Consider the following 18,775-nt stretch of genomic DNA (forward strand, 5'->3'; position numbering starts at 1 on the left):
TCGCCCGGCGGCAAACCGCACGTCGCAAATGCTCTGTGACTGTTGAATGACACTGCGCTTTTGTTTGTTCGCCCGGATATAAACCGCGGCCCGGCTCAGCTAGATTCAATCCTCTTCCCGACCGTGGCGGCGGACGCCGGGAGGAAGTGGGCGGTGGGCAACATGAGGGCCCGCCGCCCTCTTTTCCTTCAGGCGGTGCGCGAGCTTCTGTAGACCGACACACCGAGTTCCCTGATCTTCTTGCGCAGAGTGTTGCGGTTGAGACCGAGAAGATCGGCTGCCTTGATCTGGTTGCCGCGCGTTGCCGTGAGCGCAGCGAGGATCAGCGGATATTCCATTTCCGTCAGCACGCGGTCATAGAGGCCGGGTGGCGGCAGGTTTTCGCCGAAACCCGAGAAGTAGGTGCGCATGTTCTCTTCGACGGCTTGCGCGATCGTCATCGAGCCGCTGCGGATCGGCCCCTTGTCGATCGGGCTGTCGGGCACGTCGGAGCGCAGTTCGGCGTCGATGATCTCGCGGGTGATGACATCCTGCGGATAGAGCGCCATCAGACGGCGGATGAGATTTTCCAGCTCGCGGACGTTGCCCGGCCAGGCATAGGCCTTCATCAGTTCCAGCGCTTCCTGGTCGAAGCGCTTGGAGCCGAGGCCTTCCTTTTCAGCCTGCTGGATGAAATGGCGGACGAGATCGGGAATATCCTCGGCGCGGTCGCGCAGCGGCGGCAGGCGCAGCGGCACGACGTTGAGGCGGTAATAAAGATCCTCGCGGAACAGGCCCTGGTTGATCGCCTGTTTCAAATCCTTGTTGGTAGCGGCGACGATGCGTACATCGGTGCGGATCGGCGTGCGGCCGCCGACGGTGGTGTATTCGCCCTGCTGCAGCACGCGCAGCAGCCGTGTCTGGGCATCCATCGGCATGTCGCCGATTTCATCGAGGAAGAGCGTGCCGCCTTCGGCCTGCTCGAAGCGGCCGGTCGAGCGGGTCTGCGCGCCGGTGAAGGCGCCCTTCTCATGGCCGAAGAGTTCAGATTCGATCAGGTCGCGCGGGATCGCCGCCATGTTGATCGCAACGAAAGGGCCGTTGCGGCGCTTGCCGTAATCATGCAGCGCGCGGGCGACGAGTTCCTTGCCGGTGCCGGACTCGCCGGTGATCATCAGCGTCAGGTCGGTCTGCATCAGGCGGGCGAGCACGCGATAGATTTCCTGCATCGCCGCCGACCGGCCGACCAGCGGCATGCCGTCCTGTACGTCGTCTTCCAGCTTGGCAGGCTTGCGCTTCGGCTCGGCGAGCGCGCGGCCGATGATGCCGATCAGCTCGGTGAGGTCGAAGGGCTTCGGCAGATAATCATAAGCGCCCTTCTCGGAAGCCTTGATGGCGGTCATGAAGGTGTTTTGCGCACTCATGACCAGGACCGGCAGTTCGGGACGCGCCTTCTTGATGCGCGGCAACAGGTCGAAGGCGTTTTCGTCGGGCATCACCACATCGGTGACGACCAGATCGCCCTCACCTGCCGAAATCCAGCGCCAGAGGGTAGCGGCGTTGGAGGTGATGCGAACGTCATAGCCGGCGCGGCTCAGAGCCTGGTTGAGCACGGTCCGGATGGCCGCATCATCATCTGCAACGAGGATCGTAGCTGTCATCGAGAAGGTCCTGTCGAGCTTGCGGAAGAGGCGTCGTCGAGCGAGGCGTCCTTCGACACCGGCATGAGGACGCGGAATGTCGTGCGGCTGTTCTGGCTGTCGCATTCGATGATGCCGCCGTGATCGCCGATGATCTTGGCGACGAGCGCCAGGCCGAGGCCGCTGCCGTTCGTCTTGGTGGTGATGAAGGGATCGAAGAGGTGCGGCAGCAGATCGGCGGGAACGCCGGGGCCATTGTCGTGGACGCAGAATTCGAGCGGCAGCGAGATTTTCTCCCGCGTGCCGGCAACGGAGAGACGAATGCCGGGGCGATAGGCCGTCGTCAGCATGATCTCGCCATCCGGCCGGTCGCCGACCGCTTCGGCGGCGTTCTTCACCAGATTGAGGAAGACCTGGACGAGCTGGTCGCGATTGGCATAGACGGCCGGCAGCGACGGGTCGTAGCTCTCGGTGACGCGGATGTTGCGGGCAAAACCCGCCCTGGCGACGGCCTTCACATGATCGAGCACGGAATGGATGTTGACCGGCATGCGGTCCACAGGGCGTTCGTCGGAAAAAACCTCCATGCGATCGACCAGCGAGACGATGCGGTCGGTTTCGTCACAGATCAGCCGGGTCAGCGCCCGGTCGTCGTCGACCGCCGACTGCTCGAGCAACTGGGCTGCGCCCCGGATGCCGGAGAGCGGGTTCTTGATTTCGTGCGCCAGCATTGAAGCGAGGCCGGTCACCGAGCGGGCGGCGGCGCGGTGCGTCAGCTGCCGGTCGATCTTGTCGGCCATCGAGCGTTCCTGAAAGACGATGACGACGGCGCCGGGCTCGCTGAGCACCGGGGCGACGTAAAGGTCGACGAGCTTGTCCTGGCCGAGGCGGGGCGAGCTCAGGTCGACACGATATTCGTTCACCGGCGCCTTGCGCTCGCGCACCTGGTCGATCAGGGCAAGCAGCGGGCTGCCGAAGGGAATGAAGGTCGAGATCCGGTAACGCGCCAGATGCGAGGCGCTGGCGCCGAAGAAGGCCTCCGCCTCCCAATTGGCGAAAACGACGAAGCCGGATTCGTCGACCATGATGACGGGGTTCTGGATGGCGTTGAGCACGGCCATGGCGACGGTTCCGCCGGCGTGATCGAGCGGAGAAGTCGTATCCTTCGTCATGCCGCCTCCCGGCTATCGACAACTGCTGATGCCAGCGCATCGTAAAGGCGCGCGGTCACCTCGCGCGGATCGCGCGAGGTCATGATGCCGGCCTTCTCATCGCCGGCGATATCAGGTGCGAAACGCTGGAGATACCAGCCGAGATGCTTGCGGGCATGGCGGATCGCCACCGCCTCGCCGTAGAAATCCAGCATCATGCGGTAATGTTCGACGGCGATATCGGCAATCTCCTCGGGTCGCGGCGCGGCCGCACCAGCGATGACGCCGGCATGCCACGGCCTACCCTGGCAGCCCCTGCCGACCATCACGGCATCGGCGCCGGAGCGGCGCAGGATTTCCTGCGCGTCCGCAGCGGTCTCGACATCGCCGTTGGCGATCAGCGGAATGGAGATCACCTCGCGGACGGGACGGATCGCATCCCAATCGGCGCGGCCTTCATAGAATTGCATGCGGGTGCGGCCATGTATGGTGACGAGCTGAATGCCGGCCGCCTCGGCGCGGCGCGCAATCTCGGGCGCGTTGATCGAATTCTCGTCCCAGCCGAGGCGCATCTTCAGCGTCACCGGAATGTCGACGGCCTTGACGGTCGCCTCGATGAGGCCGAGCGCGTGATCGGGATCGCGCATCAGCGCCGAGCCGGAATAACCGCCGATCACCTTCTTAGCCGGGCAGCCCATGTTGATGTCGATGATATCGGCGCCGTGATCGGCTGCGATCTTTGCCGCCTCTGCCATCCAGCGCGCCTCTCGGCCGGCAAGCTGCACCATATGCGGCCGGAATCCCGCGGCCTTCAGCCGCGACCAGGATTCGGCCGTATCGTTGACCAGCTCGCGGCTCGCCACCATTTCGGTGACGACGAGGCCGGCGCCGAAGCGCCAGGCGAGTTCGCGAAAGGGCATGTCGGTGACGCCGGACATCGGCGCCAGCACAACGCGGTTCCGCACGGAGACATCTCCTACTCGGAAAGGCGCTGCGAGGTCCTTGGAAATCAATTGATTATCTTTCAGGCAAACCATGGAACTGCATTATTTTTAGCCATTGTTCCATGTCTTGCCAAGGGGGCTCGGATCGGAATCGATATTTTTCGGGCAGATGCTGGAAAAGGCCAAAGCAAGAGGTTAGAGCACTGCGGTCAATTCCGCATAATTTAGGGGATTTATGCTGCAAATGCCTTCCAAGCAACCGATATCGGCAGGAATTGTCATCGTTGCCGCCGGCCGCGGCGAGCGCGCAGGATCCTCCAAGGAAGGCCCCAAGCAATATCGCCTGATCGGCGGCAAGCCGGTTATCGTCCATACGCTTGAAAACTTCATGACATGGGAAGCCACGACCGAGATCGTCGTCGTGATACATCCCGACGACGAGGCGCTATTTGCCAAGGCGTTCCGCCATATCATTTCCGCAACGCCGATCACAACGGTGCATGGCGGTCCGACCCGGCAGCAATCGGTGCTGGCTGGCCTCAGATATCTCAAGGACAAGCAAATCAGCCATGTGCTGATCCACGATGCGGTGCGACCGTTCTTCGACAACGCGCTTCTCGACCGCATTGCCGCGAGCCTTGGCGACGGCGCTCAAGCGGTGCTGCCGGCGATCCCGGTCACCGACACGCTGAAACGCGTCGACAGCGCCGGTACCGTGCTGACCACGGTTTCGCGCGAGCATGTCTACGCGGCGCAGACGCCGCAATCCTTCGCTTTCGGAACGATTCTCGATGCGCATGAGAAGGCCGCGGCGAGCAGGCGAAGCGATTTCACCGACGACGCCTCGATCGCGGAATGGGCGGGCATTCCGGTGACGATCGTCGAGGGCGCGCCCGACAACGTCAAGCTCACGGTCAAGAGCGATATCGCCATGGCCGACGACAAGCTGTCGACCTCGTCGCTTCCGGACGTGCGCACCGGCAACGGTTACGACGTGCACCAACTCGAAGCCGGCGACGGCGTCACGCTCTGCGGCGTGTTCATTCCGCATGACCAGAAACTTAAAGGCCATTCGGATGCTGACGTCGCGCTGCATGCGTTGACCGACGCGCTGCTTGCCACCTGCGGCGCCGGCGATATCGGCGATCATTTCCCGCCATCCGATCCGCAGTGGAGGGGCGCGGCCTCGCGGATCTTCCTCGAGCATGCCGCCCGGATCGTGCGCGAGCACGGCGGCACGATCATGAATGCCGATGTCTCGCTGATCGCCGAGGCGCCGAAAGTCGGCCCGCATCGCCAGGCCATGCGGGCAAAACTGTCGGATTATCTCGGCATCGATATAGAGCGCTGCTCGGTCAAGGCGACGACCAACGAGACGATCGGCTTCGTCGGCCGGCGCGAAGGTATCGCCGCGATCGCCACGGCGACCGTCGTCTATCGCGGGGGGAAACGATGAGTCTTTTCCCGCAGGATATTTTGTCAGCGGCAGAGACGATCATCCGCGATTTCATCGCCGCCGGGCTGATGGTCTCGACTGCAGAATCATGTACCGGCGGGCTGATATCAGGCGCACTGACCGAGATATCCGGCTCCTCCGCCGTCGTCGATCGCGGCTTCGTCACCTATACCAATACCGCCAAGATCGAACTGCTCGGGGTACAGGAGCAAACGCTACTCAGCTTCGGAGCTGTCTCCGAAGAGACCGCGCGGCAGATGGCCCACGGCGCCCTCTTCCGCTCGCGCGCCGCGATCGCCATCGCCGTCACCGGCATTGCCGGCCCCGGCGGCGGATCGGCGGAAAAACCCATCGGCCTGGTGCACCTCGCCGCCAAGTCACGCAGCGGCGCACTGATCCATCGGAAAATGCTCTATGGCGATATCGGCCGCAGCGAGGTTCGGCTGGCAACGGTCCGGACGGCGCTTGATATGGTGCACTCGCTGCTCGCCGGCTGATTGCCTCATCAGACCGCCGCGTAGATCTTGCCCGCGCGCGTTTCGAAGGCTTCGGTGAACATGCGGAAGGCACGGTCGAACATCGAGCCCATCAACGCCCCGAGAATGCGGCTCTTGAACTCGTAATCGATGAAGAAATCGACGGTGCAGCCGCCGGTCGTCGTCTCGGCGAAGTGCCACCGATTTTCGAGATACCGGAACGGGCCATCGATATATTTGACCTCGATGACGTGCTCGGCACGGTTCAGCAGCACCTGCGTCGTGAAGGTCTCGCGGATCGCCTTGTATCCCACCGTCATGTCGGCAACGAGCAGGATCTTGCCGTCGCGCTCCTTGCGGCTTCTGATGGCGAGGGCTTCGCAGAGCGGCAGAAATTCGGGATAGCGCTCGACATCGGCAACGAGATCGAACATCTGATCGGGCGTGTGCGGGACGGGGCGATGGGTTTCGAATTGCGGCATAGGCGGCACTTAAGCGGGCGGGCCGAGAAGATCAAGAAGCTCACGCATCTGGCGGCGGGATTTTAGCTGCAGAACGGGTATGCCGGGGCCGTGCGCGGCGATGCCGGCGACATGCTCCCGAAGTGCTGCCTCAATCAGGGGCACGGCGTCCCGCTCGAAATTCCAGATATAGGCGAGTGCGCCGAGGGAGAGGCGTTCTGGACAGCCGGCAGGCAGCTCGGGACGGTTGCGCCCGAAATAACGCAATGCTCTTGAGACGGCGCCGTAGAGGCATGCATATCTGGGCAGACGAAGCCAAATGACGACATCAGCGCGCGGCAGGCGAAGATGGAAGGAACTGAGGCCGGTTCCATCCATGATCCAGCGCTCTTCCGCCACCGCCTTGGCGATCAGGCGATCGATCTCGTCGCGCGGTCTCTTTCTCCAGCCCGGCAGCCAGTAGAAGTCACAGTCCATGGAGATGTAGCGAAGGCCGAGCGCTTGCGAGAGCTGTTTTGCAATCGTGCTCTTGCCGCTGCCGGGGCAGCCGATGACCAGGATGCGGTCATAAAGCGGCATCGAATCCTACTCAGCGGCGATCAGTAGCTTCTTCTCGCGCGCCGCTCTCAGCCGGGCGAAATCGTCGCCGGCGTGATGGGACGAGCGGGTCAGCGGGCTGGAGGCGACCATCAGGAAGCCCTTGCTGTAGGCGACGGTCTCGTAGGACTTGAATTCGTCTGGTGTGACGAAGCTTTCGACCTTGTGGTGTTTGCGGGTCGGCTGCAGATACTGGCCGATCGTCAGGAAGTCGACATCGGCAGTGCGCAGGTCGTCCATCAGCTGCAGCACCTCGTTGCGCTCCTCGCCGAGGCCGACCATGATGCCCGATTTGGTGAACATGGTGGGATCGAGTTCCTTCACCCGTTGCAGCAGGCGGACGGAATGGAAATACCGGGCACCGGGGCGAACTGTCAGATAGTTGCCGGGGACCGTTTCCATATTGTGGTTGAAAACGTCGGGTTTGGCGGCGACGACGCGCTCCAGCGCACCCGGCTTCTTCAGGAAGTCGGGCGTCAGGATTTCGATCGTCGTTGCCGGCGAGGCCGCGCGGATCGCCCAGATCACCTTTTCGAAATGTTCGGCGCCGCCGTCTTCAAGATCGTCACGGTCGACCGAGGTGATGACGACGTGGGATAGGCCCATCTCCTTGACCGCCTTGGCGACATTCTCGGGCTCGGCCATGTCGAGCGCATTCGGCTTGCCGGTGGCGACGTTGCAGAAGGCGCAGGCGCGGGTACAGATCTCGCCCATGATCATGAAGGTCGCGTGCTTCTTATCCCAGCACTCGCCGATATTCGGGCAGCCGGCCTCCTCGCAGACGGTGACGAGCTTGTGCTCCTTCACGATCGCGCGCGTCTCGGCATAACCCTTGGAGGTCGGCGCCTTGACGCGGATCCAGTCCGGCTTGCGCATGACCTCAGTATCGGGCCGATGCGCCTTCTCGGGATGGCGCACGCGCTTGGCGTCGGGATTGATCGTGTCGAGTATGGTCACCATTGCAGTTTCAGCTTTCTACCGCCCCTGTGCGGCAAATCATCAGGACCTAGCGCCGCACCAGCCGCGCAAGGAATATCAGCAGGCAGGCGCCAAGGAAACCCGTCACGAAGTAACCGAGCCTGCCGCCGACCAAGGCGAGGTGAAACTGCGCGAGGATGGCGCTGGCAACAACCGAGCCGACGATGCCGAGCACGATGTTCAGAAAAATCCCGTACCGCGCTTCCATCAGCTTGCCGGCCAGCCAGCCCGCAAGTCCGCCGATGATGATTGCCGAAATCCAGCCTACGCCTTCCATGCCTGCCCCTACCCTCAACTTGCCCTTCAGTTGCGCCTCAAGCGACCGCCCTGGCGATCAGCACCACGATAATGGCGCCGACCGTGGCGTGGATGATCTGCACGACCAGCGCGTTGTCAATGCCCAGTGATATGCCGAGCGCGCTGAACAGATAACCGCCGACGAAGGCGCCGATGATGCCGCTGAGCAGGCATCTGATCAAGCCGCCGCCACCGACGACCAGACTGGCGAGGAAGCCTGCAACCAGGCCAATCAGCAAAAACACCAGCAACGCCTGCGTCTCCATAGACATGATGATTTCCTTTCGTTTTTTCCAGCCCCCAGGGATGACCTAGGCCATCCTGAAGGACGGCTTCGCCGCCTCGGGATAGAGGGCAGCCGTGGAAATTATCAAGCGTTCAGGACGCGGCCATAGGCATCGAGCACCGCTTCCTTCATCGTTTCCGAGACGGTGGGATGCGGGAAGATGGTGTGCATCAGCTCTTCTTCGGTCGTTTCGAGGTTCATCGCGACGACGAAGCCCTGGATAAGCTCTGTGACCTCCGCACCGACCATATGGGCGCCGAGCAGCTCGCCGGTCTTCTTGTCGAAGATCACTTTCACCATTCCCTGGTCTTCGCCGAGTGCGATCGCCTTGCCGTTCGCCGCAAAGGAGAACCGGCCGACACGGATGTCGCGGCCCAGTTCCTTGGCCTTGGCTTCGGTCAGGCCGACGGAGGCGACCTGCGGATTGCAATAGGTGCAGCCGGGAACCTTGCCCTTGTCTGTCGGATGAACATTCGGCAGGCCGGCGATCTTTTCGACGCAGACGACGCCCTCATGCTCGGCCTTGTGGGCCAGCATCGGCGGGCCGGCGACGTCGCCGATCGCATAGATGCCGGCGACATTGGTCTTGCCGTAACCATCGGCGACGACGCAGCCGCGATCGGTCTTGATGCCAAGCGCCTCGAGGCCGAGGTTTTCGATGTTGCCCTGAACGCCGACGGCCGAAATCATCCGGTCGGCGATGATCTGCTGGACTTTGCCATCTGACGTCTCTACATGAGCGGTGATGCTATTGGCACCCTTCTCGACCTTGGTGACCTTGGCGCTGGTGAATATCTTGAGGCCGCGCTTCTCCAGCTGTTTGCGCGCGATGGCGGTGATTTCGGCATCCTCGACCGGCATGATGGTCGGCATGACTTCCACAACCGTGACGTCGACGCCCATCGAGCGGTAGAAGCTTGCGAATTCGATGCCGATCGCGCCGGAGCCCATGACGATCAGCGACTTCGGCAGCGCATCCGGCTTCAGCGCTTCGAAATAGGTCCAGATCAGCTTGCCGTCGGGCTCGATGCCGGGCAGTGCGCGCGGGCGGGCGCCGGTGGCGATGATGATGTGTTTGGCGCTATAGGTGCCCTCGCCCTTGACGTTCTTCGGCAGCGGGTGCTGCGGCTCGACGACGGGCTTCGACGATTTGCCGACGACGATCTCGCCTGGCTTGGTGATTTTTGCTTCGCCCCAGATGATGTCGATCTTGTTCTTCTTCATCAGGAAGCCGACGCCGGCATTGAGGCGGGCGGAGACGGCGCGCGAGCGGCCGACGACGGCCTTGGCATCCGGCTTGACCGTGCCGTCGAGAACAAGGCCGAAATCCTTGAAGTGATTGGCGTGATCCAGCACCTCGGCCGAGCGCAGCAGCGCCTTTGTCGGGATGCAGCCCCAGTTCAGGCAGATGCCGCCCATATGCTCGCGCTCGACGATCGCCGTCTTGAGGCCGAGTTGAGCGGCGCGGATGGCGGCGACATAGCCGCCGGGACCGGAGCCGATGATGATGACGTCGTAGGATTCAGCCATGTGTTTCCTGCCCTTTTGTTACGCTGCGCTGCGGGTCATGAGCACCCACGCGTGTCTCTTGCTGTTTTCGAAGAGCGGCACGGCATTGGCGCGCGCAGCCTCCAGGAATCCGTTTCTTCCATAAAGCGACAGAGCCGCCTCGTTATCACTTGCGGTAATGAGACTGACGGGGCGGCAATCCGCCCTTTCGATCTGGTCGTCCAGCAGCCTCCGCCCGATGCCGATGCCGCGCAGATGGCGATAAACGCCGAGACTGCCGATGAACCAGCTTCCCACAACCGTTTTCTGCAAGGCGAGCATCGGCGCGGTCGCCGGAATCGTCGCCTCGATATTGCCTATCCTCTCGTCGAGCGCATGGCCGATCGCCACACCTGCGACCTCGCCATAGGCCTCGGCGATGACGGAATCCCGCCAGCCGCCGACAGCCTCCTCTTCGCTCATCTTCAACCGGCCCCGCTCCAGCGGCGTGTCGCTGACGCCATTCGCCACATCGGCGAACCAGAGCCAGGAGGCAAAACCGTGCGAAGCAATATCCGCCAGGATCGCCAGCTCCGAGGCATCCCGCCGTGAGGCCTGCCGCAGCGCGATGAAGGCGGCCATTCAGATCCCCAGCATCATCCGCACGATCGATTCCAGCCCGCGCCCGAGCGCCCGCGTATTCTCCGCATCGAGATGAATGCCGTCGATCGGCGTGGTCCTGGCGACGGAATTGCCGTCGAAGAAGCCGCAGCCGAGTTCGTCGGCAAGATCGCGATAAAGCGTTGCAAGCTTTGCCGATTCCTCGATGCCGCCGGGAAAGGATGCGGCGAAGGGAACGTTGCCCGTCGCGCAGATCGCCGGCGGCGCCACGATCAGGATCTCCGGTCCATCGAATTCGAAGGGCCAGGCATGATTGCGGATCAGCCGCACGAGGCGGCTGATGCCCTGGCAGGCGGCAAAGGCGGAACCGGCAACGACCGGCTTCATGTCGTTGGTGCCGAGCAGGAGGATGACGAGATCCAGCGGCGCATGCGTCTGCAGGATTGTCGGCAGGACGCGCGCACCGTTGCGGTCGCAATCGGCGAGGTGGTCGTCGAAAGCGGTCGTGCGACCGTTCAGGCCTTCAGCGATGACACGCGCCTCGCTGCCGAGCGCTGCCTGAAGCACGCTCGGCCAGCGATTCTTGTACTCATGACGGCCGATCGTCTCGGCGTCATAACCCCAGGTCAGCGAGTCGCCATAGCAAAGAACGGTCTTGCTCATTTCCGCCTCCGTTTTGCTATCAGACAAGCATGCCCATCGGGTTTTCGATGTAGCCCTTGAAGGCCTGGAGCAGCTCGGCGCCGAGCGCGCCATCGACGCAGCGATGGTCGGTCGACAGCGTCACCGACATCACGGTGGCGATCGCCATTTCGCCGCCCTTGACGACGACCCGCTGCTCGCCGGCGCCGACCGCGAGGATCGTCGCATGCGGCGGGTTGACGACGGCGGCGAAGTTTTTGACGCCCATCATGCCCATGTTGGAGACCGAGCTGGTGCCGCCCTGATACTCCTCGGGCTTCAGCTTGCGGTCCTTGGCGCGCTTGCCGAGATCGCGCATCTCGTTGGAGATGACCGACAGCGTCTTCTGCTCGGCCTTGCGGATGATCGGTGTGATCAGGCCGCCGGGGATCGAGACTGCGACGCCGACATCGGCGTGCTTGTGCTTGACCATGTTGTTGTCGGTCCATGACACGTTGGCGTCGGGCACGTCGCGCAGCGCCAGCGCCATGGCCTTGATGACCATGTCGTTGACCGAAAGCTTGTAGGCCGGGGCATTGTCCTTGCGCGGCGCCGCATCGTTGAGTTGGGCGCGTAGCGCCATCAGAGCATCGAGCTCGCAATCGACGCTGACGTAGAAATGCGGGATCGTCTGCTTGGATTCGACCAGGCGCCTGGCGATCGTCTTGCGCATGCCGTCATGCGGCACGAGCTCGTAGGAGCCCGGCTCGAAGAGCTTCAGCACGGCTTCCTCGGAAGCGCCCTTCGGCGCTGCGGCCGGAGCCGGAGCGGCGGCAGCCTGCGGCGCGGCAGCGGCCGGTGCGGGCGCGGCCTTGGCACCACCGGCGGCAACGGCAGCTTCGACGTCGCTCTTGACGACGCGGCCATGCGGACCGGAGCCGGCGACACCAGAAAGGTCGATACCGGCTTCCTTGGCCAGACGGCGGGCGAGCGGCGAAGAGAAGGTGCGGTTGCCATCGGCTGAAACCGACGCGGGTGCAGCGGCAGGAGCCGGTGCAGCCTCGGCCTTCGGCGCGGGGGCGGCCTCGGCCTTTGCCGGAGCGGCGGAAGCCGCGCCGCTTGCGGCAGCGGCGACATCTTCGCCATCGGCGGCGAGAACGGCGATCAGCGCATTGACCTTGACACCTTCGGTGCCGGCGGCAACGACGAGCTTGGCGACCGTGCCTTCATCGACGGCTTCGACTTCCATCGTCGCCTTGTCGGTCTCGATCTCGGCGATCACATCGCCAGACTTGACCGTGTCGCCTTCCTTGACCAGCCACTTGGAAAGATTGCCTTCTTCCATGGTCGGAGAGAGGGCGGGCATCGTGATATTGATCGGCATCGAAATACCCTCCCCTTATTTGTAGCAAACAGCCTTCACCGCATCGACCACTTCGCCGACGTTCGGAAGCGCCAGCTTTTCGAGATTGGCGGCATAAGGCATCGGCACGTCCTTGCCCGCAATCGTCAGGATCGGCGCATCGAGATAGTCGAAGGCCTGCTGCATGACGCGGGTGGCGATTTCAGTGCCGACGGAGGACTGCGGATAACCTTCCTCGACGGTGACCAGACGGCCGGTCTTCTTGACCGATTCGATGACCGTTGGAAGGTCCATCGGGCGGATGGTGCGAAGGTCGATCAGTTCGACGTCGATGCCGAGCTTCTCCAGTTCGGCAACCGCCTTCGTCGCATAGGTCATGCCGATGCCGAAGGAGACGACTGTGACGTCCTTGCCCGGACGATGGATGCGGGCCTTGCCGATCGGCAGGACGAAATTGTCGAGCTTCGGCACGTCGAAATGCTGGCCGTAGAGAATTTCGTTTTCGAGGAAAATGACCGGATTCGGATCGCGGATCGCCGCCTTCAGCAGGCCCTTGGCGTCGGACGCCGTGTAGGGCATGACGACCTTCAGACCGGGAATGGCGCTATACCAGGCAGCATAGTCCTGGCTGTGCTGAGCGCCGACGCGGGCAGCAGCACCGTTCGGTCCGCGGAAGACGATCGGAGCGCCCATCTGGCCGCCGGACATATAGAGCGTCTTGGCGGCCGAGTTGATGATGTGGTCGATCGCCTGCATGGCGAAGTTGAAGGTCATGAATTCGACGATCGGACGCAGGCCGGCCATAGCAGCACCGACGCCGACGCCGGCAAAGCCGTGCTCGGTGATCGGCGTATCGATGACACGACGGGCTCCGAATTCCTGCAGCAGGCCCTGGGTGACCTTGTAGGCGCCCTGATATTCGGCGACTTCCTCGCCCATGACGAAGACGTCGTCGCTGGCGCGCATTTCTTCGGCCATGGCGTCGCGCAGCGCTTCGCGCACCGTCATCGATACCATTTCGGTGCCTTCCGGGATTTCCGGATCGTTCGGAACGACGGCCTTCGGCTCGGCCGGAAGCGGCGCGGAAGCGGAGCCGGTATTGGTCGGCTTCTCTTCCTGGGCAACCTGCGGAGCGGCGGCTGCAGCCGGTTTGGCGGCGGAGATATCCGCGGCTGATTCGCCGTCCTGCAGCAGCACGGCGATCTTGGTGTTGACCTTGACGCCTTCGGTGCCGGCATCGACGAGCAGCTTGCCGATGACGCCTTCGTCGACGGCTTCGACTTCCATCGTCGCCTTGTCGGTTTCGATTTCGGCAATCACGTCGCCAGAAGTGACCTTGTCACCTTCCTGCTTCAGCCATTTGGACAGCGTGCCTTCTTCCATCGTCGGAGAGAGGGCGGGCATGAGGATATCGATAGGCATGGGTTCCCTCCCCGATTAGAGCAGAATGTCGGTATAGAGCTCGGATGCATCCGGCTCCGGATCGGCCTGGGCGAAGTCGGCGCTGTCGGCGACGATGTCGCGGACATCCTTGTCGATCGCCTTCAAATCGTCTTCGGAGGCCCAGCCCTTTTCGATGAGGCGTGCCTTCACCTGTTCGATCGGGTCCTGCTCGGAGCGCATCTTCTGCACCTCCTCCTTGGAGCGATACTTCGCCGGATCGGACATGGAGTGGCCGCGATAGCGATAGGTCAGCATTTCGAGGATGATCGGGCCCTTGCCGGAGCGGCAATGTTCGAGCGCCTCGTCGGCCGCCGCTTTGACGGCGCGAACATCCATGCCGTCGACCTGGATGCCGGGGATGCCGAAGCCGGATCCGCGCAGCGAGTAGTTCGACTGAGCCGTCGCGCGGGCGGTCGAGGTGCCCATGGCGTAACGGTTGTTTTCGACAATATAGACAATCGGCAGCTTCCAAAGAGCGGCCATGTTGAAGCTCTCGTAGACCTGGCCCTGATTGGCGGCGCCGTCGCCGAAATAGGCGATCGAGACATTTCCGTTGCCGCGGTAGTGGTTTGCAAAGGCAAGGCCCGTTCCGAGCGAAACCTGGGCACCGACGATGCCGTGGCCGCCGTAGAAATGTTTCTCTTTCGAGAACATGTGCATCGAGCCGCCCTTCCCGTGGGAATAGCCGCTGCGGCGCCCGGTCAGTTCAGCCATGACGCCGCGTGCTTCCATGCCGGTCGCCAGCATGTGGCCGTGGTCGCGATAGGCGGTGATAACCTGGTCGCCTTCCTTCTGCGCCATCTGCATGCCGACGACGACAGCTTCCTGACCGATGTAAAGGTGGCAAAAGCCGCCGATGAAGCCCATGCCGTAAAGCTGGCCGGCCTTCTCCTCGAAGCGGCGGATCAATAGCATCTCGCGATAGGCCTTGAGCTCTTCGTCGCGATCGAAGTCGGCTACGGGGCCTCCATTCGATGCTTTGGCTGCCGGTTTAGCTGCAGTCTTGCGGCTGGAAACGGTCGCGGTCTTTCGCGGCGCCATTCAACCCTCCCTATGGGTTTGTCGTTTCTCGGTGGCGCGTACCATAGGGAAGAAATATGACCACAGCAATGCCATAATTGCATGGCTCGTATTCGGCACTAAATTATTGGAAATACACGAGAAATTCCAATTAACTGAATTCCGGTTAATTGGAATAATGGTTGAATATGACGATCTCGTCCGCGCGCGACATATTGAGCTGATAGCGCGCTTTTTCGTCCAGCATATCCTTGTCGAGCGAGCCATCACTCAGCAGCGCGACCTGATTTTCAAGATGTTCGCGCTTTGCCTTCAAGATCGCAAGCTCTTTTTCACGCGCGAGACGCTGATGCTCGAACGTTTCCGTTGCGCGCAGACCGTAATCGCCGTGAATGCAATGATAACCGAAATAGGAAAGGAAGGCGACCGTCATAGCCGGAATGACGAAGCGGCCGATCTTTCTCTTCTTATGATGCTTTGTCCACATACACGCATGCTCTTGAACGCATTACCAATTCGTTCAGCATAACGCGCAGAGATTAACCGTTCATTGACCGTAACCGCCGGCAATAAAAAACCCGCGCCAGGTGAGGCGCGGGTGAAGTCGTCGAAAGCAGATTCGATCAGTTGCGGATGATCGAGCGACCGGCATACTGAGCCTGGGGGCCGAGGCCCTCCTCGATGCGGATCAGCTGGTTGTACTTGGCAAGACGGTCGGAACGCGAGAGCGAGCCGGTCTTGATCTGGCCGCAGTTGGTGGCGACCGCGAGGTCTGCGATGGTCGAATCTTCGGTTTCGCCGGAGCGGTGCGACATGACGGCGGTATAGGCTGCCTTGTGCGCCGTGTTGACGGCGTCGAGGGTTTCCGTCAGCGAGCCGATCTGGTTGACCTTGACGAGGATCGAGTTGGCGACACCCATGCGGATGCCGTCGCGAAGACGGGCGGAGTTGGTGACGAAGAGATCGTCGCCGACGAGCTGGGTCTTCTTGCCGGTCAGGTCGGTCAGCGTCTTCCAGCCGTCCCAATCGTCTTCGGCCATGCCGTCTTCGATCGAGATGATCGGATACTTAGCGGCGAGTTCGGCGAGATATTCGGCCATGGCGCCCGATTCGAGCGTGCGGCCTTCACCTTCGAGAACGTATTTGCCGTCCTTGAAGAACTCGGTCGAGGCGCAATCGAGGCCGAGGTAAATGTCCTCGCCCGGCTTGTAGCCGGCTTTCTCGACCGACTTCATGATGAAGTCGAGGGCTTCCGAAGCGCTCTTCAGGCCCGGTGCGAAACCACCTTCGTCGCCGACATTGGTGTTGTGGCCCTGGGCGGCCAGTTCCTTGCGCAGCGTATGGAAGACTTCCGAGCCCATGCGCACGGCTTCAGCGATGGTGTCGGCGCCGACCGGAAGGATCATGAATTCCTGGAAATCGATCGGGTTGTCGGCATGGGCGCCGCCGTTGATGATGTTCATCATCGGCACCGGCAGGAGGCTCGCGGAAGCGCCACCGACATACCGGTAGAGCGGCAGGCCGGAGGCCTGGGCGGCAGCCTTGGCGACGGCAAGCGAGACGCCGAGAATGGCGTTGGCGCCGAGGCGCGACTTGTTCGGCGTGCCGTCCAGCTCGATCATGATGTTGTCGATCTGGATCTGGTTTTCGGCGTCGATGCCGCCGATTGCGTCGAAGATCTCGGTATTGGCGGCATCGACCGCCTTCTGGACGCCCTTGCCGAGGTAGCGCTTGCCGCCGTCGCGCAGCTCGACCGCCTCATGCGCGCCGGTCGAAGCGCCCGAGGGAACGGCCGCGCGGCCCATGCTGCCGTCTTCGAGATAGACATCGACTTCGACGGTGGGGTTACCACGGCTATCGAGAATCTCGCGGGCGATGATATCGGTGATTGCAGTCATGGGTTCTTCCTGCTCGGTGGGTGATCAATCATTCGAAGCCTGTCATAATCGAAGGCGGGCAAATTACAATGGCGCATTGCGACGCCATCGACCTGCGTGTCTGATCGTCGCTATAGCACGAACATGTCAGGCTTTTGACTGTCAGGCCTTGGCGACAGCATCGAAGGCGAGCAACTTTTCCAGCAGCCGCGGCATGTCCTTGAGATAGACCATGTTCGGGCCGTCGGACGGTGCGTTGTCCGGGTCCTGGTGGGTTTCAACGAAAACGCCGGCAATTCCGGTCGCCACCGCTGCGCGCGCCAGCGTTTCGACGAATTCCCGCTGACCGCCGGAGGAATCGCCCTGCCCGCCGGGCTGCGCGACGGAATGGGTCGCATCGAAAACGACGGGGGCGCCCATCGACGCCATGATCGGCAGTGAGCGCATATCGGAAACCAAAGTATTGTAGCCGAAGGAAGCGCCGCGCTCGCAGAGCAGTACGTTCGGATTGCCGCTGGCGTTGAGCTTCTTCAGGACGTTCTTCATGTCCCAGGGAGCCAGGAACTGTCCCTTCTTGACATTGACGGCACGGCCGGTCTCGGCAGCGGCGATCAGAAGGTCGGTCTGACGGCAGAGGAAGGCCGGAATCTGCAGGACATCGACCACCTTGGCCACTTCGGCGCATTGTTCGGCGGTGTGAACGTCGGTCAGGACCGGAAAGCCGAACTCCTTCTTGAGATCGGCAAAGATCTGCATGCCCTTTTCAAGCCCGATGCCGCGCTCGGCCGACAGCGAAGTCCGGTTCGCCTTGTCGAAGGAACTCTTGTAGACGAGGCCGATGCCGAGCTTGGCGCAGAGCTCCTTCAGCGTCCCGGCAACCATGAAAGCGTGGTCGCGGTTCTCCATTTGACAGGGGCCGGCAATCAGCGACAGGCGGCCAGCATTGGAAAAGGTGACCTGGCCTGCGCCCTCGCCGATCCTGACTTCGGAATTCGTATCAGTGCTCATCGTGTTTCCTCGAAGGCGAAGAGCGTGCCCTGCCCGGGCGCCGGCTTCACCAGAATGCGATTGTTCTTGCGCGTGTAGGTCACTCCGTTAGCAGCCAAATGCGCTTCTGTCACGGCAAGATCAGCGACGGCAAAGAGGATAGCCCGGCCGCGCAGGCCGCGGTCGGCGGATGAGACGGCGATCTCGAAATAGGCCTCCAGCCCTTCCGGCGTCATCAGGCTGATTTTTGCATTCGAGGCGGCGATATTGACGCCGAAACCGGTCTTCTCGACGACCGATTGCGCCGCGGCAAGGCCGACGAAGGCGGCGAATGCAGCGGGGTCCGGCGCGCACAGCGCGATCTCGGCAATGCCTGTTGCGCCATTGGCATGCGTCTCCAGCACGCCGCGGTCGGCCGGCAAGGGATTGATGCGCTGGCAGGTAAAGAGAAAGAAATCGGGCGCCCGCAGATCGCCCGCAAAAGCCAGTTTGAAGCTGCCGACGCTCCTGGAACCATCCGGCATTTTCATCGGCCGGCTGAATTGCAACATCTCGCCGGCGCTCGATCCGCCGGCAGCGAAGCTCTGATGGTCGTGGCCGGCGTCCGCGGTGCCGAAAACCACCGCCGAAAGCCCCTCCTCGCCGCAACGGAAGCGGAAGGCCCGGTTGCGGGCGGTGAAGACATTGCCTTGCCGCGCCGACGCCTCGTTCTCCTCGACGCTCGCAATACCAAGCGGCTCCAGATAGGTCTTGTCGGCAAGGAAGACGCAGGCATTTTCCGTTCCGAAGGGATGGCGGGCATCGGCGGCAACGGTGAAGCCGAGCTTGCCTAGCCGTTCGCGGGCCAGATCGATATTGACGACGGGCAGCACGACATGATCCAGCGGGTGCGGTATGGCGGAATGCTCGTTCATGATATCCCTCCCTCAAACGACAAAAGATGTGCGACAGCGCCACCCCCAAAGCAAGACATGTGTGCCAATCCGGCGAATGAAAATAAAAATCTCAACGAGTTGGCGGCAAGTTTTACGGAAAATTAGCTACTTGCGGAACACATATGGAACATATAGTGTCTGTTCTGGATTTGTTT

Annotated in this window: 20 protein-coding genes; 2 read left to right on the forward strand and 18 right to left on the reverse strand. The window is 62.2% G+C overall.

The window, feature by feature from the left end; all coding sequences use genetic code 11:
- Positions 1–188: 188 nt before the first annotated feature.
- From ntrC to dusB, 3 genes are read right to left on the reverse strand one after another with little or no spacing between them, the layout of a single operon-like run.
- Positions 189–1,640 carry a nitrogen regulation protein NR(I) gene (ntrC, locus tag FFM81_RS11275; RefSeq protein WP_003573318.1) on the reverse strand — a complete coding sequence of 484 codons (1,452 nt, stop codon included), beginning with the start codon at positions 1,638–1,640 and terminating at the stop codon, positions 189–191.
- Positions 1,637–2,791, reverse strand: coding sequence for a two-component system sensor histidine kinase NtrB (locus FFM81_RS11280; RefSeq protein ID WP_025416115.1), 1,155 nt, complete (start codon positions 2,789–2,791; stop codon positions 1,637–1,639). The genes ntrC and FFM81_RS11280 overlap by 4 nt, the downstream gene beginning before the upstream one ends.
- Positions 2,788–3,807 carry a tRNA dihydrouridine synthase DusB gene (gene dusB / locus FFM81_RS11285; protein ID WP_138384324.1) on the reverse strand — a complete coding sequence of 340 codons (1,020 nt, stop codon included), beginning with the start codon at positions 3,805–3,807 and terminating at the stop codon, positions 2,788–2,790. The genes FFM81_RS11280 and dusB overlap by 4 nt, the downstream gene beginning before the upstream one ends.
- Before the next feature lie 142 nt (positions 3,808–3,949).
- On the opposite strand from dusB, the gene FFM81_RS11290 reads away from it, so the two are divergent.
- Together FFM81_RS11290 and FFM81_RS11295 are read left to right on the forward strand one after the other, a co-directional pair.
- The gene (locus tag FFM81_RS11290; protein ID WP_025416113.1) at positions 3,950–5,170 is read left to right on the forward strand and encodes a bifunctional 2-C-methyl-D-erythritol 4-phosphate cytidylyltransferase/2-C-methyl-D-erythritol 2,4-cyclodiphosphate synthase; all 1,221 of its coding nucleotides are present in this window, start codon (positions 3,950–3,952) and stop codon (positions 5,168–5,170) included.
- Positions 5,167–5,667: a CinA family protein gene (locus tag FFM81_RS11295; RefSeq protein WP_138384325.1), complete on the forward strand. Its 501-nt coding sequence runs from the start codon at positions 5,167–5,169 to the stop codon at positions 5,665–5,667. Before FFM81_RS11290 ends, FFM81_RS11295 begins: the two co-directional genes overlap by 4 nt.
- An 8-nt stretch (positions 5,668–5,675) precedes the next feature.
- On the opposite strand, the gene FFM81_RS11300 is transcribed toward FFM81_RS11295, so the two are convergent.
- From FFM81_RS11300 to FFM81_RS11370, 15 genes are all read right to left on the reverse strand, one after another.
- The gene (locus FFM81_RS11300; RefSeq protein WP_003573327.1) at positions 5,676–6,128 is read right to left on the reverse strand and encodes a type II toxin-antitoxin system RatA family toxin; all 453 of its coding nucleotides are present in this window, start codon (positions 6,126–6,128) and stop codon (positions 5,676–5,678) included.
- Positions 6,129–6,137: 9 nt separating this feature from the next.
- Positions 6,138–6,686: an AAA family ATPase gene (locus FFM81_RS11305; protein ID WP_138384326.1), complete on the reverse strand. Its 549-nt coding sequence runs from the start codon at positions 6,684–6,686 to the stop codon at positions 6,138–6,140.
- Positions 6,687–6,692: 6 nt separating this feature from the next.
- Complete coding sequence (gene lipA / locus FFM81_RS11310) at positions 6,693–7,664, reverse strand: lipoyl synthase (RefSeq protein WP_003573330.1); 972 nt, start codon at positions 7,662–7,664, stop codon at positions 6,693–6,695.
- 46 nt (positions 7,665–7,710) lie between these two features.
- On the reverse strand, positions 7,711–7,959 hold the full coding sequence (locus FFM81_RS11315; protein ID WP_003573333.1) for a GlsB/YeaQ/YmgE family stress response membrane protein: 249 nt from the start codon (positions 7,957–7,959) through the stop codon (positions 7,711–7,713).
- Positions 7,960–7,996: 37 nt separating this feature from the next.
- Complete coding sequence (locus FFM81_RS11320; protein WP_003573335.1) at positions 7,997–8,251, reverse strand: GlsB/YeaQ/YmgE family stress response membrane protein; 255 nt, start codon at positions 8,249–8,251, stop codon at positions 7,997–7,999.
- Positions 8,252–8,349: 98 nt separating this feature from the next.
- Positions 8,350–9,795 carry a dihydrolipoyl dehydrogenase gene (gene lpdA, locus FFM81_RS11325; RefSeq protein ID WP_003573337.1) on the reverse strand — a complete coding sequence of 482 codons (1,446 nt, stop codon included), beginning with the start codon at positions 9,793–9,795 and terminating at the stop codon, positions 8,350–8,352.
- Positions 9,796–9,813: 18 nt separating this feature from the next.
- On the reverse strand, positions 9,814–10,395 hold the full coding sequence (locus FFM81_RS11330; RefSeq protein WP_003573338.1) for a GNAT family N-acetyltransferase: 582 nt from the start codon (positions 10,393–10,395) through the stop codon (positions 9,814–9,816).
- On the reverse strand, positions 10,396–11,037 hold the full coding sequence (locus FFM81_RS11335) for an SGNH/GDSL hydrolase family protein (protein WP_003573340.1): 642 nt from the start codon (positions 11,035–11,037) through the stop codon (positions 10,396–10,398). It abuts the gene before it with no gap.
- Positions 11,038–11,056: 19 nt separating this feature from the next.
- Positions 11,057–12,379: a pyruvate dehydrogenase complex dihydrolipoamide acetyltransferase gene (locus FFM81_RS11340; RefSeq protein ID WP_138384327.1), complete on the reverse strand. Its 1,323-nt coding sequence runs from the start codon at positions 12,377–12,379 to the stop codon at positions 11,057–11,059.
- A gap of 15 nt (positions 12,380–12,394) precedes the next feature.
- Entirely contained in the window at positions 12,395–13,780 is a 1,386-nt protein-coding gene (locus FFM81_RS11345; protein WP_138384328.1) for a pyruvate dehydrogenase complex E1 component subunit beta, read from the reverse strand.
- A gap of 15 nt (positions 13,781–13,795) precedes the next feature.
- Entirely contained in the window at positions 13,796–14,842 is a 1,047-nt protein-coding gene (gene pdhA / locus FFM81_RS11350) for a pyruvate dehydrogenase (acetyl-transferring) E1 component subunit alpha (RefSeq protein WP_003579069.1), read from the reverse strand.
- 145 nt (positions 14,843–14,987) lie between these two features.
- Positions 14,988–15,308 (reverse strand): FtsB family cell division protein, encoded by a 321-nt coding sequence (locus FFM81_RS11355; RefSeq protein ID WP_003573348.1) that lies wholly within the window; start codon positions 15,306–15,308, stop codon positions 14,988–14,990.
- A 136-nt stretch (positions 15,309–15,444) separates the two neighbouring features.
- Positions 15,445–16,719, reverse strand: a complete 1,275-nt coding sequence (gene eno / locus FFM81_RS11360) for a phosphopyruvate hydratase (RefSeq protein ID WP_025416108.1) — start codon at positions 16,717–16,719, stop codon at positions 15,445–15,447.
- A gap of 141 nt (positions 16,720–16,860) precedes the next feature.
- Complete coding sequence (gene kdsA, locus FFM81_RS11365; RefSeq protein WP_138384329.1) at positions 16,861–17,706, reverse strand: 3-deoxy-8-phosphooctulonate synthase; 846 nt, start codon at positions 17,704–17,706, stop codon at positions 16,861–16,863.
- On the reverse strand, positions 17,703–18,599 hold the full coding sequence (locus FFM81_RS11370; protein WP_138384330.1) for a VOC family protein: 897 nt from the start codon (positions 18,597–18,599) through the stop codon (positions 17,703–17,705). Before FFM81_RS11370 ends, kdsA begins: the two co-directional genes overlap by 4 nt.
- Positions 18,600–18,775 lie beyond the last annotated feature (176 nt).

The sequence above is a fragment of the Rhizobium hidalgonense genome (assembly GCF_005862185.2).
Classification (GTDB): Bacteria; Pseudomonadota; Alphaproteobacteria; order Rhizobiales; family Rhizobiaceae; genus Rhizobium; species Rhizobium hidalgonense.

Bases quoted from the DNA above. Each gene is read 5' to 3' on its own strand.
- ntrC (WP_003573318.1), bottom strand. From the start codon at position 1,640: ATGACAGCTACGATCCTCGTTGCAGATGATGATGCGGCCATCCGGACC.
- FFM81_RS11280 (WP_025416115.1), bottom strand. From the start codon at position 2,791: ATGACGAAGGATACGACTTCTCCGCTCGATCACGCCGGCGGAACCGTC.
- dusB (WP_138384324.1), bottom strand. From the start codon at position 3,807: ATGGTTTGCCTGAAAGATAATCAATTGATTTCCAAGGACCTCGCAGCG.
- FFM81_RS11290 (WP_025416113.1), top strand. From the start codon at position 3,950: ATGCTGCAAATGCCTTCCAAGCAACCGATATCGGCAGGAATTGTCATC.
- FFM81_RS11295 (WP_138384325.1), top strand. From the start codon at position 5,167: ATGAGTCTTTTCCCGCAGGATATTTTGTCAGCGGCAGAGACGATCATC.
- FFM81_RS11300 (WP_003573327.1), bottom strand. From the start codon at position 6,128: ATGCCGCAATTCGAAACCCATCGCCCCGTCCCGCACACGCCCGATCAG.
- FFM81_RS11305 (WP_138384326.1), bottom strand. From the start codon at position 6,686: ATGCCGCTTTATGACCGCATCCTGGTCATCGGCTGCCCCGGCAGCGGC.
- lipA (WP_003573330.1), bottom strand. From the start codon at position 7,664: ATGGTGACCATACTCGACACGATCAATCCCGACGCCAAGCGCGTGCGC.
- FFM81_RS11315 (WP_003573333.1), bottom strand. From the start codon at position 7,959: ATGGAAGGCGTAGGCTGGATTTCGGCAATCATCATCGGCGGACTTGCG.
- FFM81_RS11320 (WP_003573335.1), bottom strand. From the start codon at position 8,251: ATGTCTATGGAGACGCAGGCGTTGCTGGTGTTTTTGCTGATTGGCCTG.
- lpdA (WP_003573337.1), bottom strand. From the start codon at position 9,795: ATGGCTGAATCCTACGACGTCATCATCATCGGCTCCGGTCCCGGCGGC.
- FFM81_RS11330 (WP_003573338.1), bottom strand. From the start codon at position 10,395: ATGGCCGCCTTCATCGCGCTGCGGCAGGCCTCACGGCGGGATGCCTCG.
- FFM81_RS11335 (WP_003573340.1), bottom strand. From the start codon at position 11,037: ATGAGCAAGACCGTTCTTTGCTATGGCGACTCGCTGACCTGGGGTTAT.
- FFM81_RS11340 (WP_138384327.1), bottom strand. From the start codon at position 12,379: ATGCCGATCAATATCACGATGCCCGCCCTCTCTCCGACCATGGAAGAA.
- FFM81_RS11345 (WP_138384328.1), bottom strand. From the start codon at position 13,780: ATGCCTATCGATATCCTCATGCCCGCCCTCTCTCCGACGATGGAAGAA.
- pdhA (WP_003579069.1), bottom strand. From the start codon at position 14,842: ATGGCGCCGCGAAAGACCGCGACCGTTTCCAGCCGCAAGACTGCAGCT.
- FFM81_RS11355 (WP_003573348.1), bottom strand. From the start codon at position 15,308: ATGTGGACAAAGCATCATAAGAAGAGAAAGATCGGCCGCTTCGTCATT.
- eno (WP_025416108.1), bottom strand. From the start codon at position 16,719: ATGACTGCAATCACCGATATCATCGCCCGCGAGATTCTCGATAGCCGT.
- kdsA (WP_138384329.1), bottom strand. From the start codon at position 17,706: ATGAGCACTGATACGAATTCCGAAGTCAGGATCGGCGAGGGCGCAGGC.
- FFM81_RS11370 (WP_138384330.1), bottom strand. From the start codon at position 18,599: ATGAACGAGCATTCCGCCATACCGCACCCGCTGGATCATGTCGTGCTG.